This window comes from Kosakonia radicincitans DSM 16656 (assembly GCF_000280495.2).
GTDB classification, from domain to species: Bacteria; Pseudomonadota; Gammaproteobacteria; order Enterobacterales; family Enterobacteriaceae; genus Kosakonia; species Kosakonia radicincitans.
In genome coordinates, this window is the sequence record NZ_CP018016.1 from 2202299 (window position 1) to 2214892 (window position 12594).

Below are 12594 nucleotides of genomic sequence, written 5' to 3' on the forward strand. Positions count from 1 at the left end.
GAGAAAAACTCTGATGAAAAACTGGAAAACGAGTGCAGAAGCAATTCTGAAAACAGGTCCGGTAGTGCCGGTGATTGTAGTGAACAAACTGGAACACGCTGTGCCGATGGCAAAAGCGCTGGTTGCTGGTGGCGTTCGCGTACTGGAAGTCACCCTGCGTACGGCTTGTGCAATTGATGCTATCCGCGCTATCGCAAAAGAAGTGCCCGACGCAATTATCGGTGCCGGTACGGTACTGAACCCGCAGCAACTGGCGGAAGTCACCGCTGCTGGCGCGCAGTTCGCTATCAGCCCGGGTCTGACCGAGCCGCTGCTGAAAGCCGCGACCGAAGGTACTATCCCGCTGATCCCGGGCATCAGCACCGTTTCTGAGTTGATGCTGGGCATGGACTACGGTCTGAAAGAGTTCAAATTCTTCCCGGCGGAAGCAAACGGCGGCACTAAAGCGTTGCAGGCGATTGCGGGTCCGTTCTCTCAGGTTCGTTTCTGCCCGACTGGCGGGATCTCCCCGGCTAACTACCGTGATTACCTGGCGCTGAAAAGCGTACTGTGCATCGGCGGTTCCTGGCTGGTGCCGGCAGATGCGCTGGAAGCGGGTGATTACGATCGCATCACCAAACTGGCGCGCGAAGCGGTAGAAGGCGCGAAACAGTAATCTCGCGGGCGGGTGTTTACCCGCCTTGTGCAGAAAAGCCCGGAAAGCGATGAGCGCCTCCGGGCTTTTTTTAGCCTTTAACCTGAACTGCCGCGGCGGCGGCAACTGCGCGCTCTACGGCCGTTTCGACATTTTCTGCCACAGCCAGCGCAACGCCCATGCGGCGGGAGCCGTCGATTTCAGGTTTTCCAAAAAGACGCAGTTGCACACCGGCTGCGAGCGCATTTTGCACGTTATCGAAGGTCACATTCTGGCTGCGCAGGCGCGGCAGGATCACTGCCGAAGCAGCCGGGCCGTACTGGCGGATGTCGCCAATCGGTAAACCGAGGAAAGCACGGACATGCAACGCGAACTCCGAGAGATCCTGTGAAATCAGCGTCACCATCCCGGTATCATGCGGGCGAGGAGAGACCTCGCTGAAAATCACTTCATCGCCGCAAACGAACAGCTCAACGCCAAACAGCCCATAGCCGCCCAGCGCCAGTACGACTTTGCTGGCAATCGCCTGCGCGCGTTCCAGCGCCAGCGGCGACATCTGCTGCGGCTGCCAGGATTCGCGATAATCACCCTCTTCCTGGCGGTGGCCGACCGGCGCGCAAAAATGGACGCCATCAGCGGCGCTGATGGTCAGAAGCGTGATTTCAAAATCAAAGTTGACCACGCCCTCGACAATCACCCGCCCGGCACCCGCACGACCGCCCTGTTGGGCGTATTCCCAGGCTTTCGTCAGTTGCTCTGCGCTTTTAATAAAGCTCTGGCCTTTACCGGAGGAGCTCATCACCGGTTTTACGATACAGGGCAAACCTATCTCAGCGACGGCATCGCGAAAAGCCGCTTCACTGTCGGCAAAGCGGTAGCTGGATGTCGGTAACTGCAACTCTTCCGCCGCCAGGCGACGAATGCCTTCACGGTTCATGGTCAACTTTGTGGCACGGGCGCAGGGCACCACATGCTGGCCTTGCGCTTCCAGTTCCAGCAGCGTGTCGGTGGCGATAGCTTCGATTTCTGGCACGATAAAATGCGGTTTTTCTTGCGCGACCAGCGCCTTCAGCGCATCACCATCAAGCATATTGATCACATGTGAACGGTGCGCCACATGCATGGCGGGCGCATCGGCGTAGCGATCAACCGCGATCACTTCAATGCCCAGTCGTTGACATTCAATGGCCACTTCCTTACCCAGTTCGCCAGAGCCGAGTAACATCACGCGAGTAGCTGCAGGGCGCAGCGCAGTACCTAAAAGAGTCATAGCATCTTACCGTTGGGGAAAAAAACTGGGCGCAGTATAAACGAAAACGTTTGCGTCTGTCTTTTATCCCTTGCGATGCTTTTTTCATCGCGCTACTATACTGTATAAATACACAGTTGAATGAGGCTGCATCATGGCGGTAGAAGTTAAATACGTAGTCATTCGTGAAGGTGAGGAAAAAATGTCTTTTGCCAGCAAAAAGGAAGCTGATGCTTACGATAAAATGCTCGATCTGGCGGAAGTGCTGGGCGACTGGTTAGGTACCGGCCCGGTAGCGCTGGAAGATGAGATGCGCGATCAAATGGCGCTGTGGCTTGCCGAACAGAAAGATGCGCTGAGCGGTATTCTGAAATCCGGCAAATTGCCAGGTGCTGAAGCGGAAGAACCTGCTGCAGCGGCTACTTCTGATGATGCTGAACCGACAGACGCAGTGGATATTAAAAGCGCGCAGAAGCGCGCGAAAGTCGCCTGATCTTGCGCTGCCAGCAATTTGTACCATGCTTTTGACTGGACAAGTAAGTACCAGGAGATAAGCATGAAAATAGCAGGAGTTTTTACAGGTCTGCTTTTGCTGGCAGGCAGTACCATGGCGCACGCTACAACGGATAAATCGGTAAAGTTTCCTTCTTGTGAAGGTCTTGATGCCGATGGGATCGCGGCCAGCGTTAAGCGTGACTATCTGCAAAATCGCATTGTGCGCTGGGCTGACGATCAGAAAAAACTGGGGCAGGCCGATCCGGTTGCCTGGGTGAATCCGAAAGAGATCGTCGGCAAGCGTGATAAATGGACGGTACCGCTCACGGTTCGCGGTAAAAATATGGATATTCACTACCGCGTGGCCGTCGATTGCAAAGCGGGTACGGCAGAGTACCAGCCACAGCCGTAACGCAATAATTTTCTCATCTTTTGCCGCTACAGACACTTCCTGACATCCCCCTCGCTTACTCTGGGCAACCACACATAGATAAGCGAGGGCATTATGAGCTGGTTGAATCAAATACAGTCGTTGCTGGGTTCGAAAGATAATGCGGATCCCTCATCTTCAGGCGAGCAGAGGTTACATAACCTGCTGGCGCCGGGCGCTCTGGGTGGCCTTGCCGGGCTGCTCGTTGCCAGTAAATCCTCACGTAAGTTTCTTGCTAAATACGGTACCAGCGCACTGCTGGTTGGCGGCGGCGCGGTCGCCGGTACGGTGCTGTGGAATAAATACAAAGACCGTATCCGTAACGCGCATCAGGGTGAGCCGCAATACGGTCAGCAGCAATCTCCGCTGGATGTGCGCACGGAGCGGCTGATCCTGGCCTTGGTTTTTGCGGCGAAAAGCGATGGTCATATCGACGACAAAGAACGAGCCGCTATCGAGCAGCAACTTCGTGAAGCCGGGGTGGAAGAGCAGGGGCGGCAGTTGGTTGCGCAGGCAATTGAACAACCGCTGGATCCCGCACGCCTGGCGCAGGGCGTACAGAATGAAGAAGAGGCGCTGGAACTCTGGTATCTCAGCTGTGCCGTTATCGATATCGATCACTTTATGGAACGCAGCTATCTGAATGCATTGGGAGATGCGTTACAGATCCCGCAGGCAGTTCGTGAGGAGATAGAAGAGGATATAAAGCAGCAAAAACTTACCGCTTGATTCTGATTACAGTGTGGTTTCGCTTGCATCACGCGCGGGTTTTGCCAACCTTACAAGTGTGTTAAACAAAAAAGAACAATACTATGCCGCCGAAAGCAAAACTGATCCCACACGCAATCACCACGCATGGCGATACGCGCGTTGATAACTATTACTGGCTGCGGGACGATACCCGCTCGCAGCCAGAGGTGCTTGACTATCTGCGTCAGGAAAATGATTACGGCCGCAAAATGATGTCGTCACAACAGGCGTTACAGGATGAGGTGCTGCAGGAGATCATCTCACGCATACCGCAACGTGAAGTTTCCGCGCCCTATGTCAGAAATGGTTATCGCTATCGGCACATTTACGAACCGGGTAATGAGTATGCAATCTACCAGCGTCAGTCGGTACTGAGCGCCGAGTGGGATGAGTGGACGGTGCTGCTGGATGCCAACCAGCGCGCATCACACAGCGAATTCTATACGCTCGGCGGCCTGGAAGTTTCGCCAGACAATGCCATCATGGCGATAGCCGAAGACTTTTTATCGCGCCGCCAGTATGGTTTGCGTTTTCGTAACCTTGAAACCGGCAACTGGTACCCGGAAGTGCTGGATAACGTCTCACCGGATTTTGTCTGGGTTAATGACTCCGAAACGCTCTACTATGTGCGCAAGCATGCAACCACGCTGTTACCTTATCAGGTGTGGCGCCACACCGTCGGAGAACCGGCGCAGCAGGATGAACTGGTGTACGAAGAGCAGGATGAGACCTTCTATGTCGGTTTGGGCAAAACGACCTCGCAGCACTACATCACAATCCACCTTTCCAGCGCTACCACCAGCGAAGTGCTGCTTCTCGACGCAGAGCTACCTGATGCGCAGCCGCTCTGCTTTTTGCCAAGACGCAAAGAGCATGAGTACAACCTTGACCATTTCCAGCACACTTTTTACCTGCGTTCTAACCGCGAAGGCAAAAACTTTGGCCTGTATCGCACCAAAGTGCGCGATGAAAGACGCTGGGAAGTGCTGATTCCGGCGCGCGAACAGGTGATGCTGGAAGGGTTTACGCTCTTCAGCGACTGGCTGGTGGTTGAGGAGCGGCAACGTGGTTTAACCAGCCTGCGGCAGATCAACCGTAAGACTCGGGAAGTGGTAGGCATTGCGTTTGACGATCCAGCCTATGTCACCTGGCTGGCATATAACCCGGAACCGGAAACCTCGCGTTTACGCTACGGCTACTCGTCGATGACCACGCCGGATACGCTTTTTGAACTGGATATGGATACCGGCGAGCGGCGCGTGCTGAAGCAGGTTGAAGTCGCTGGTTTCGATGCCAGCCACTATCGCAGTGAACACCTGTGGATTCACGCCAGAGATGGCGTCGAAGTACCGGTCTCGCTGGTCTACAACCACACCTTATTCCGCAAAGGTGAAAATCCGCTGCTGGTCTACGGGTATGGATCCTATGGCGCCAGTATGGATGCAGATTTTAGCAGCAGCCGCCTGAGCCTGCTCGATCGTGGCTTTGTGTTTGCCATCGCGCACGTACGCGGCGGCGGTGAGCTGGGGCAATCGTGGTATGAAGAGGGAAAATTCCTCAACAAGAAAAATACCTTCAATGATTTTATTGATGTCACCGATTCGCTGCTGGCGCAGGGATATGGTTCGCCGCTCTTCTGCTACGGCATGGGGGGAAGCGCTGGCGGTATGCTGATCGGCGCAGTCATCAATCAGCGTCCCGCGCTATTTCATGGCGTTATTGCCCAGGTGCCCTTTGTTGATGTTGTGACCACCATGCTGGATGAATCTATTCCGCTGACCACCGGTGAGTTTGAAGAGTGGGGGAATCCGCAGGATGAAACGTACTATCACTACATCAAAGGCTACAGCCCTTATGACAACGTCGAGGCTCACGATTACCCGCACATGCTGGTAACGACCGGGCTGCATGATTCGCAGGTGCAGTACTGGGAACCGGCGAAGTGGGTGGCAAAACTGCGTGAGTATAAAACGGACAATAATTTGCTGCTGCTCTGTACCGATATGGATTCCGGGCACGGAGGAAAATCCGGGCGTTTTAAATCCTATGAAGGCGTGGCGCTGGAGTATGCTTTTCTGATTGCCCTGACGCAGGGCACCTTACCCGGACACGAGGTACATTAATCGTCGCCGAGATAGTGCTTTAACGTCAGTCGCAGTTCCGGGCTCATGCGCTCCAGGTTATTGAACAGCCAGCGCAGGTAACCCGGATCGCGGTCGGCAATCTCAGACACCGCTTTGCCGCGGTATTTACCGAAGGTGAAAGTGGTTACCAGCGCCGGGCGGCCGGTCACGGTCGCCATCTGATCCGGCGTCCAACCGGAAACCTGCATAATATCTATCAGTAACGCGGCGGTGATATAGCAGTCGTATAACGCGCGGTGATGATGCAGCCCCGGCGGCGTCTGTACGCTCAGTTTGCGGGATTTATATAGGGCCATGTTGCTGTATTTAATTCCCGGCCAGAGACGGCGCGCCAGCTTCATGGTGCAGATCCATTCGCCCGGCATTTCTGGCAGAACGCGGCGGTCAAAACTGGCGTTATGCGCCACGTACCAGTTACTGCCATAGTAGTGCGGCACAATCTCTTCAATCCACGGCTGATTAGCCACCATCGATTCTGTTATGTGATGGATGGCCATCGCCTGCGGGCTGATAGGGCGATCGGGCCGGACCAGATGGCTCATCGGATTGACTATCTTTCCGTCAACCACGTCAACGGAGGCAATTTCCACCACCCCGCCTTGCAGGTCGCAGGTTTCGGTATCGATAACACGTAACATAACCGGCTCCGTTATTTAGCTTTAGGCTCATAAGGCAGACGTGAAAGCGAAACGGAAGCCAGACGATGAGCGATTAAACGCTCGCGAAACCAGTTACGCAGGTGCTCCGGTTGTTCACGCTCCACGGCTTCCGCAATCACCGGCATGTTGTAGCGTTCTTTAAAGGCAACGCCCGCGGCAGCAAGATCGACATTGACCTTGTCCATCTCATCCTGTTCAAGCTGCGCAAGATTGGTAATCATGATTTTCTCCTGGGTTCACGCGGCAAAAGTTACTAAGCCTGTCGCAGAAAGACAAGTACACCGGCAATGATACTCGACGCGAATATTGTACAGGGTTATTCTTTCCCCTAAATGTATAACAAAAAGGAATGAACTCTATGTCCATCTCTTCTTACGCACACTGGCGAACAGCGGTGCTCATCGCCAGCCTTTTTACGGCACCTGCAGTGCTGGCACATGCGCATCTCAAGGGGCAATATCCGGCCGCCGATGCGGCGGTAACCGCTGCGCCGCAGGCGCTAACGCTGAATTTCTCGGAAGGTATCGAACCGAAATTCAGCGGCATCTCGGTAACCGGTGCGCAGCAACAAATTATCAGGACCGGCACAGTAAAGCGCAATGAGAATGACAAAAAGCAGATGATCGTTCCGCTGGAGCAACCGTTGACGCCGGGCGATTATACCGTTAACTGGCATGTGGTTTCCGTTGATGGGCACAAAACCAGCGGCCAGTATCACTTTTCTGTGAAGTAACAAATGCTGGAGACCGCTTTTGTTGGGTTGCGATTTGTGCATTTCGCTGCCCTGATGCTTTCGTTTGGCTGCGCGCTGTTCAGCGCGTGGCTGGCTCCGCGCAGCCTGGAGCATCTGATGACCCGCCACTTTCTTCCTCTTCTGCGTGGATGTTTATGGCTGAGCGCCCTTAGCGCGATCCTGATGTTTGCTTTCCAGGGGGGGCTAATGGGGGAGGGATGGGGAGATGTCTGGCAACCCTCGACCTGGCTGGCGGTAGCGGCGACCGGTTTTGGCACAATCTGGGCATGGCAAATTATTTTTTCCCTCCTGACGCTGATAAGCCTGTTCCTTCAGCCTCAACAACAGCGGCGCATCTTCGTGCTGCTGGCGATCCAGTTTCTGCTGGCGGCGGGAGTCGGACACGCTGCAATGCGCGAAGGGGCGATGGGCGTTCTTCAGCGTGGCAATCATGCGCTGCATCTGCTTTGCGCAGCGATGTGGATCGGCGGATTGCTGCCGGTACTGTTTTGCATGCGCCTGGCCCATGGGCAGTCACGCCCGGCGGCCATCTCGGCCATGCTGCGTTTTTCCCACTATGGCCATTTTGCGGTCGCGGGCGTGCTGGCCACTGGTGTGGTTAATACACTGTTGATCGAAGGCGTAGCGCGCCCCTGGCAAAATGACTGGGGGCGGATGCTGTTGCTGAAATGTGCGCTTGTGGCGCTGATGGTGGTAATTGCCCTTGTGAATCGGTATGTTCTGGTGCCGCGTCTGAATCGGCATAATGATGCCGCGCGGCAGCGATTTATCATCCTGACCTGGGCCGAACTGGGGTTGGGCGCGCTGGTGCTTGCCGCAGTGAGCCTTTTTGCGACATGGGAACCTTTTTGACTGAACCTGGCGGAAAGAATGAAAAAGAACTTATTAGGATTGTTAATGCTGACATGTTCAGGTGTGGCACTGGCTGCACCGCAGGTGATCACCGTCAGCCGCTTTGAAATTGGCAAAGACAAATGGGCATTTGATCGCGAAGAGATCATGCTGACCTGCCGTCCCGGACACGCGCTTTATGCCATCAATCCCAGCACGCTGGTGCAATACCCACTGAATGATGTGGCGGAAAAGCAGGTCGCCAGCGGTAAAGCCAGTGGGCAGCCGATCAGCATTATTCAGGTTAATGATCCCGCAAAACCCGGCGAAAAGATGAGCCTTGAACCGTTTATCGCCCGGGCTGAGAAACTTTGTTAACTGGCTACATCAGGAGCCTGATATTTAATAAAAAACCGCAAGCCTGTCTGAGCAAGTCTTGCGGTTTTTGCATTTTTTAGCGTGACGATTAGCGAATTTTTCTGACCACTTTTGTCGCGGACTGGAAAAGCTGACGCCGTCATCTATTCTTAAAGTGCCAGGCGACTTAGCCTGCATTAATGCCAACTTTTAGCGCACGGCTCTCTCCCAAGAGCCATTTCCCTGGACCGAATACAGGAATCGTATTCGGTCTTTTTTTATCTGCACTTTTTACAAGCAGTTACAGCACAAAGCCCGAAAACGACCCATGCTGGTCAGAATTCTCATGTTCGGACTTTTCAACTTTATACCAGAATAAATTCCTTTTTGCCCAGTTTATCGAAAATCTTTCAACGTAACATTTGTCCCGATTTTGCGAATTTACAACCCATGAAAAAGGGGAGGAATACCGATATTTTTCAGTCAGTAAGGCGCGGGTATACGCAATTTTTCAATCTCCTGCCCATAGTAAGCCACCAACCGTTCAATGACGGATTGCATATGCGTACCTTTACGATGGACAACAGCGTCCCGGAGTATAGTTAAAATCTATACAATCGATAAATTTTGTCCAAATTTTGACAAAGATTATTTTGATTACTATTTTATTTCAATTGGTTATAGGTCGCTTTCTTAGGCGATTTATCAGCGAGGATAGATAAAATAGAAGCCCGGTATCCACGCACACTTGATGCTGCAGAGAAAAGGAGCGCACATGAAATTCTGGCCTGTTTTGACCGGCGTAGCGGTTGCACTGACGCTGGTGGCTTGCAAGTCGCCCACTCCGCCGAAAGGCGTACAGCCCGTCACCGGCTTTGATGCCAGCCGCTATCTTGGCAAATGGTATGAAATCGCACGGCTGGAAAACCGCTTTGAACGCGGCCTGGAGCAGGTTACCGCGACCTATGGCCAGCGCCGCGACGGGGCAATCAGCGTGCTGAACCGGGGTTACGATCCGCAAAAGCAAAAGTGGCGTGAGAGTGAAGGCAAAGCCTTGTTTACCGGGTCGCCGACGACCGCCGCGCTGAAGGTCTCGTTCTTTGGCCCGTTCTATGGCGGCTATAACGTTATTGCTCTCGATGACGACTATCACTACGCGTTGGTGAGTGGGCCAAACCGCGATTACCTGTGGATCCTCTCACGCACGCCGACCATTCCGGATGCCGTGAAGCAACATTATCTCGCGGTTGCGCAGCGTCTGGGTTTCCAGGTCAATAAACTCCATTGGGTTGTGCAAAGCGACTAGTGCGGGGAACCCGCTCTCCGGAGGTTGCAGAAAAGCCGGAGAGCGGCTTATGTCCATAATGACTGCGGCATCAGAGCAATGCGGGCAGGTTTGCCTTTCTGAACCCTCTAGAAGGTATAAAGAATGGCCAACACGCCAGTACCTTCATTACGGCGCTGCACCAGCGGGCTGTCTGCGGCATGGTCGCTTAACCAACTATAACCGACACTGATCATTGCTCCCCAGTGTTCATCAAATTGATGATTCCACGTCAGGTCACTGTTCACCCCATAGAACCCCGCCGCCGTTGTATAGCGAGCGTATCCACTACGCAGACTTTGCTCTCTGCTGACGCCATAAAAAGTGTTCATATATCGGCTATCGCCAAACAGCGCGGCAGACTGAAAAGCCAACGTATCGCTGGCGGTTTGCAGCGGGATTAACGCCAGCGATGTCTGGTATTGCACGCCCTGGCCGTCGGTCAGGGGAAGGGTGGCTTTGCCTTCAATGTTAAGCCACGGGGTAATGCTCCAGCCGACAGCCATGGCCGTATTGAGGGTGGCATCAATGTTGCCCATCCCTTTTAAATTGTTTGCGCCATCGCGCCAGCCGGAGTTGCTATCAGCACGACCCAGACCATAACCGAGCGTATGTTCGAAATAGAGACCGTTATCGGCCTGTAAGTCGTAACCCAGCCCCTTTTGCGAATCAAAAAAGAGCGCATTCCAGCGTGCCTGTATCACCGGAACCATTTGCAGGCGTTGTTTGTCTGAGCCACTGTAGCGAGGGGCATATTGCCCACCGATGCCCAGGGTGAACGCATTTTGCGCGGCAGTATCGTCATCAGCATGGGCTGAAAATGCGAAGGCGGCCAGTAATGGGCTGCTCCTGTACAAGGCGGTTTTTATCGATATCATCATCACATCTCGCTTATTGGGGAACATGCTGTTGCGGCAGGGTTTTACCATCTTCTGAGCGCGGAATATATCCGGCTCATATCAATAAACGGTCAGGAAAGTGTTAAGAAACGGTCAAGGTGAGCAAATGCTGTCCCGGAAAATTCTTGTGATCGAAGACGATGTCGATGCGGCAAACGTGCTGGAAGCCTACCTGCGTCGTGAAAATTACGATGTATCGTTGACCGTCGATGGCCTTAGCGGGCTTGAGCTGGCGCAACGCTGGAAGCCCGATCTTATCCTGCTGGATGTGATGTTGCCGGGAATGAATGGTACAGAAGTGCTGGCGGCTCTGCGTCGCAAAAGCGATGTGCCGGTGATTATGGTGACGGCGATGGGAGATGCGCCCGATCGTATCGGAGCATTACGTTACGGCGCGGATGATTACGTCGTGAAACCCTACCATCCCGGCGAAGTAGTGGCACGCGTTCAGGCGGTGCTGCGACGCGCTGGCCGCACAGAAACGCGAGAAGAGATCCTGCGCTGGCATCATCTGGAAGTGAACACTACCGCCATTACGGCGGCGGTCATCCAGCCGGATAACAGCGAGCGTTTTCTCGAACTGACGCCAGCCGAGTTTTCGATTTTAACCACTTTGCTGCGCCATCCGACGCGACCTTTCTCACGCCAGTTCCTGCTTGAGCAGTGCCTGCCGGAAAGCGAGGCGCTGGAAAGGGTCGTCGATACCCACGTTTATAATTTACGCAAAAAACTTGAAAGTGCGGGCGTAACGGGCGTTTTAGCCAATGTGCGCGGGGTCGGCTACAGGTTCCGGCAGCCATGAAAAAATCGGTTTATCAGTCGCTCTGGCGCTGGATTTGCGGGCGTATCCTCGCGCTGGCGATCGGCTCTGTCATCATCATCGCGTTATGTATGTGGTTGCGTTACGCCGTGCAGAATTTCTGGGTGCTGCACCATATGCCCGCCCCGGTGCGCGACGAGTTTCTTGCCCTGAAAGAGAACCCGCAACTCAATCCGTCGCGCTTCCACGATATTGTCGACACATGGTGGGGGCTGAGCTATTCCACGCCCTCAATTGCCTCTGCGGACTGGATAATGGTCGCAGTGCTGGTGCTGGTGATGATCCCCTTTATTGTCATTATGGGGCTTCGCTATGTGCGGCCGCTGGCGCTGCAATTCAGCCGTCTGCGGGATGCGGCCGACGAAGTCTCGCACGGTCAGTTTGGTAGCCAGGCGGAGCTGGTAAAAGAAGCGCCTGAGGAAATGGTGCGATTCGCCAGCGACTTCAACAGTATGACGCGCCAACTGGCGAGATATGAACGCGAGCTTCGGGCTTCGCATGTGGCGATGGCACATGAACTGCGCTCGCCGCTGACGGCCGCCATTGGTCGTTTGCAGGGTATGTTGGATGGGGTGTTTGAACCCAGCGAAGCGCAGCTGGGAATGGTGATGAAGCAGTTGCAGTATCTCAGCCGGCTGACGGATGAACTCCACCTGTTATCGCTGGCTGATGCGGGACAGCTTACGCTTACGCTCCAGCCGGTGTCTCTGGCGGAACTGTTAAATGAGCGTGCGGCATGGCTGAAACCACTGGCGGATAGCGCCGGTCTGGCGATTACCGTTACCGCAAGCGCACCTTCGATGTTCATCGGCGACGCGTTCCGCCTGGGGCAGGTTTTTACTGTCTTGATGGAAAATGCGCTGCGCTATGGTCGGCGGGACGGCCATTTATCCATCGTTCTTCAGCAACAGCATAATCTCTACCGGATTGATTTTGAGGATGACGGGCCGGGCGTGACGGCGGATTTTCTGCCGCTTATATTTGAGCGCTTCACCCGCGCAGAAACGTCGCGGGCGCGACATTCCGGAGGCAGCGGTCTTGGGCTCTCCATTGCTCGCGCCATCTGCCACGCGCATGGCGGCAGCATCAACGCTTCATTACCGGAAAAAGGCGGCCTGAAAGTCAGCATCTCGCTTCCTACAGACGCGACGGGGTAATTCACACGCTCTTGATGGATTCTTGACGAAAACTGGAACGAATCTCGACGCAAGCCGGATTTAATGGCGCCATTACCGATTCGGAGTGGCG

General features: G+C 54.3%; 15 protein-coding genes. 11 read left to right on the forward strand and 4 right to left on the reverse strand.

Going from position 1 to position 12594, the window contains the following annotated elements; translation table 11 throughout:
• Window positions 1-13: 13 nt before the first annotated feature.
• On the forward strand, window positions 14-655 hold the full coding sequence (kdgA, locus tag Y71_RS10780; RefSeq protein ID WP_007371596.1) for a bifunctional 4-hydroxy-2-oxoglutarate aldolase/2-dehydro-3-deoxy-phosphogluconate aldolase: 642 nt from the start codon (window positions 14-16) through the stop codon (window positions 653-655).
• Between the two features lie 70 nt (window positions 656-725).
• On the opposite strand, the gene purT is transcribed toward kdgA, so the two are convergent.
• A complete protein-coding gene (gene purT / locus Y71_RS10785) occupies window positions 726-1904 on the reverse strand; it encodes a formate-dependent phosphoribosylglycinamide formyltransferase (RefSeq protein ID WP_007371597.1) in 1179 nt (392 codons plus the stop codon).
• A 133-nt stretch (window positions 1905-2037) separates the two neighbouring features.
• Here purT and Y71_RS10790 point away from each other — a divergent pair, with 133 nt between their 5' ends.
• From Y71_RS10790 to ptrB, 4 genes are all read left to right on the forward strand, one after another.
• Window positions 2038-2376 carry a YebG family protein gene (locus Y71_RS10790; protein WP_007371598.1) on the forward strand — a complete coding sequence of 113 codons (339 nt, stop codon included), beginning with the start codon at window positions 2038-2040 and terminating at the stop codon, window positions 2374-2376.
• 63 nt (window positions 2377-2439) lie between these two features.
• Window positions 2440-2790 carry a protein YebF gene (yebF, locus tag Y71_RS10795; RefSeq protein ID WP_007371599.1) on the forward strand — a complete coding sequence of 117 codons (351 nt, stop codon included), beginning with the start codon at window positions 2440-2442 and terminating at the stop codon, window positions 2788-2790.
• A 90-nt stretch (window positions 2791-2880) separates the two neighbouring features.
• On the forward strand, window positions 2881-3537 hold the full coding sequence (locus tag Y71_RS10800) for a tellurite resistance TerB family protein (RefSeq protein ID WP_035942234.1): 657 nt from the start codon (window positions 2881-2883) through the stop codon (window positions 3535-3537).
• Between the two features lie 83 nt (window positions 3538-3620).
• On the forward strand, window positions 3621-5681 hold the full coding sequence (gene ptrB / locus Y71_RS10805; RefSeq protein WP_007371601.1) for an oligopeptidase B: 2061 nt from the start codon (window positions 3621-3623) through the stop codon (window positions 5679-5681).
• Here ptrB and exoX read toward each other — a convergent pair.
• Together exoX and Y71_RS10815 are read right to left on the reverse strand one after the other, a co-directional pair.
• On the reverse strand, window positions 5678-6340 hold the full coding sequence (gene exoX, locus Y71_RS10810; RefSeq protein WP_007371602.1) for an exodeoxyribonuclease X: 663 nt from the start codon (window positions 6338-6340) through the stop codon (window positions 5678-5680). The two genes, ptrB and exoX, sit on opposite strands and share 4 nt — an antisense overlap.
• Before the next feature lie 11 nt (window positions 6341-6351).
• Window positions 6352-6582, reverse strand: coding sequence for a DNA polymerase III subunit theta (locus Y71_RS10815; RefSeq protein ID WP_007371603.1), 231 nt, complete (start codon window positions 6580-6582; stop codon window positions 6352-6354).
• 137 nt (window positions 6583-6719) lie between these two features.
• On the opposite strand from Y71_RS10815, the gene yobA reads away from it, so the two are divergent.
• The 4 genes from yobA to Y71_RS10835 all read left to right on the forward strand — a co-directional run bounded on the left by yobA (window position 6720) and on the right by Y71_RS10835 (window position 9609).
• Window positions 6720-7094 (forward strand): CopC domain-containing protein YobA, encoded by a 375-nt coding sequence (gene yobA / locus Y71_RS10820; protein WP_007371604.1) that lies wholly within the window; start codon window positions 6720-6722, stop codon window positions 7092-7094.
• Window positions 7095-7097: 3 nt separating this feature from the next.
• The gene (gene copD / locus Y71_RS10825; protein ID WP_007371605.1) at window positions 7098-7967 is read left to right on the forward strand and encodes a copper homeostasis membrane protein CopD; all 870 of its coding nucleotides are present in this window, start codon (window positions 7098-7100) and stop codon (window positions 7965-7967) included.
• An 18-nt stretch (window positions 7968-7985) separates the two neighbouring features.
• Window positions 7986-8324 (forward strand): YebY family protein, encoded by a 339-nt coding sequence (locus Y71_RS10830; protein ID WP_035887479.1) that lies wholly within the window; start codon window positions 7986-7988, stop codon window positions 8322-8324.
• A gap of 754 nt (window positions 8325-9078) precedes the next feature.
• Entirely contained in the window at window positions 9079-9609 is a 531-nt protein-coding gene (locus Y71_RS10835) for a lipocalin family protein (protein WP_007371608.1), read from the forward strand.
• A 107-nt stretch (window positions 9610-9716) separates the two neighbouring features.
• On the opposite strand, the gene Y71_RS10840 is transcribed toward Y71_RS10835, so the two are convergent.
• A complete protein-coding gene (locus tag Y71_RS10840; RefSeq protein ID WP_007371609.1) occupies window positions 9717-10505 on the reverse strand; it encodes a MipA/OmpV family protein in 789 nt (262 codons plus the stop codon).
• A 127-nt stretch (window positions 10506-10632) separates the two neighbouring features.
• Between Y71_RS10840 and Y71_RS10845 the strand changes: the two genes are divergently transcribed.
• Both Y71_RS10845 and Y71_RS10850 read left to right on the forward strand, forming a co-directional pair.
• Window positions 10633-11328: a response regulator gene (locus Y71_RS10845; RefSeq protein WP_007371610.1), complete on the forward strand. Its 696-nt coding sequence runs from the start codon at window positions 10633-10635 to the stop codon at window positions 11326-11328.
• Window positions 11325-12503 carry a sensor histidine kinase gene (locus Y71_RS10850; RefSeq protein ID WP_007371611.1) on the forward strand — a complete coding sequence of 393 codons (1179 nt, stop codon included), beginning with the start codon at window positions 11325-11327 and terminating at the stop codon, window positions 12501-12503. Before Y71_RS10845 ends, Y71_RS10850 begins: the two co-directional genes overlap by 4 nt.
• Window positions 12504-12594 lie beyond the last annotated feature (91 nt).

Bases quoted from the DNA above. Each gene is read 5' to 3' on its own strand.
- kdgA (WP_007371596.1), top strand. From the start codon at position 14: ATGAAAAACTGGAAAACGAGTGCAGAAGCAATTCTGAAAACAGGTCCG.
- purT (WP_007371597.1), bottom strand. From the start codon at position 1,904: ATGACTCTTTTAGGTACTGCGCTGCGCCCTGCAGCTACTCGCGTGATG.
- Y71_RS10790 (WP_007371598.1), top strand. From the start codon at position 2,038: ATGGCGGTAGAAGTTAAATACGTAGTCATTCGTGAAGGTGAGGAAAAA.
- yebF (WP_007371599.1), top strand. From the start codon at position 2,440: ATGAAAATAGCAGGAGTTTTTACAGGTCTGCTTTTGCTGGCAGGCAGT.
- ptrB (WP_007371601.1), top strand. From the start codon at position 3,621: ATGCCGCCGAAAGCAAAACTGATCCCACACGCAATCACCACGCATGGC.
- exoX (WP_007371602.1), bottom strand. From the start codon at position 6,340: ATGTTACGTGTTATCGATACCGAAACCTGCGACCTGCAAGGCGGGGTG.
- Y71_RS10815 (WP_007371603.1), bottom strand. From the start codon at position 6,582: ATGATTACCAATCTTGCGCAGCTTGAACAGGATGAGATGGACAAGGTC.
- yobA (WP_007371604.1), top strand. From the start codon at position 6,720: ATGTCCATCTCTTCTTACGCACACTGGCGAACAGCGGTGCTCATCGCC.
- copD (WP_007371605.1), top strand. From the start codon at position 7,098: ATGCTGGAGACCGCTTTTGTTGGGTTGCGATTTGTGCATTTCGCTGCC.
- Y71_RS10830 (WP_035887479.1), top strand. From the start codon at position 7,986: ATGAAAAAGAACTTATTAGGATTGTTAATGCTGACATGTTCAGGTGTG.
- Y71_RS10835 (WP_007371608.1), top strand. From the start codon at position 9,079: ATGAAATTCTGGCCTGTTTTGACCGGCGTAGCGGTTGCACTGACGCTG.
- Y71_RS10840 (WP_007371609.1), bottom strand. From the start codon at position 10,505: ATGATATCGATAAAAACCGCCTTGTACAGGAGCAGCCCATTACTGGCC.
- Y71_RS10845 (WP_007371610.1), top strand. From the start codon at position 10,633: ATGCTGTCCCGGAAAATTCTTGTGATCGAAGACGATGTCGATGCGGCA.
- Y71_RS10850 (WP_007371611.1), top strand. From the start codon at position 11,325: ATGAAAAAATCGGTTTATCAGTCGCTCTGGCGCTGGATTTGCGGGCGT.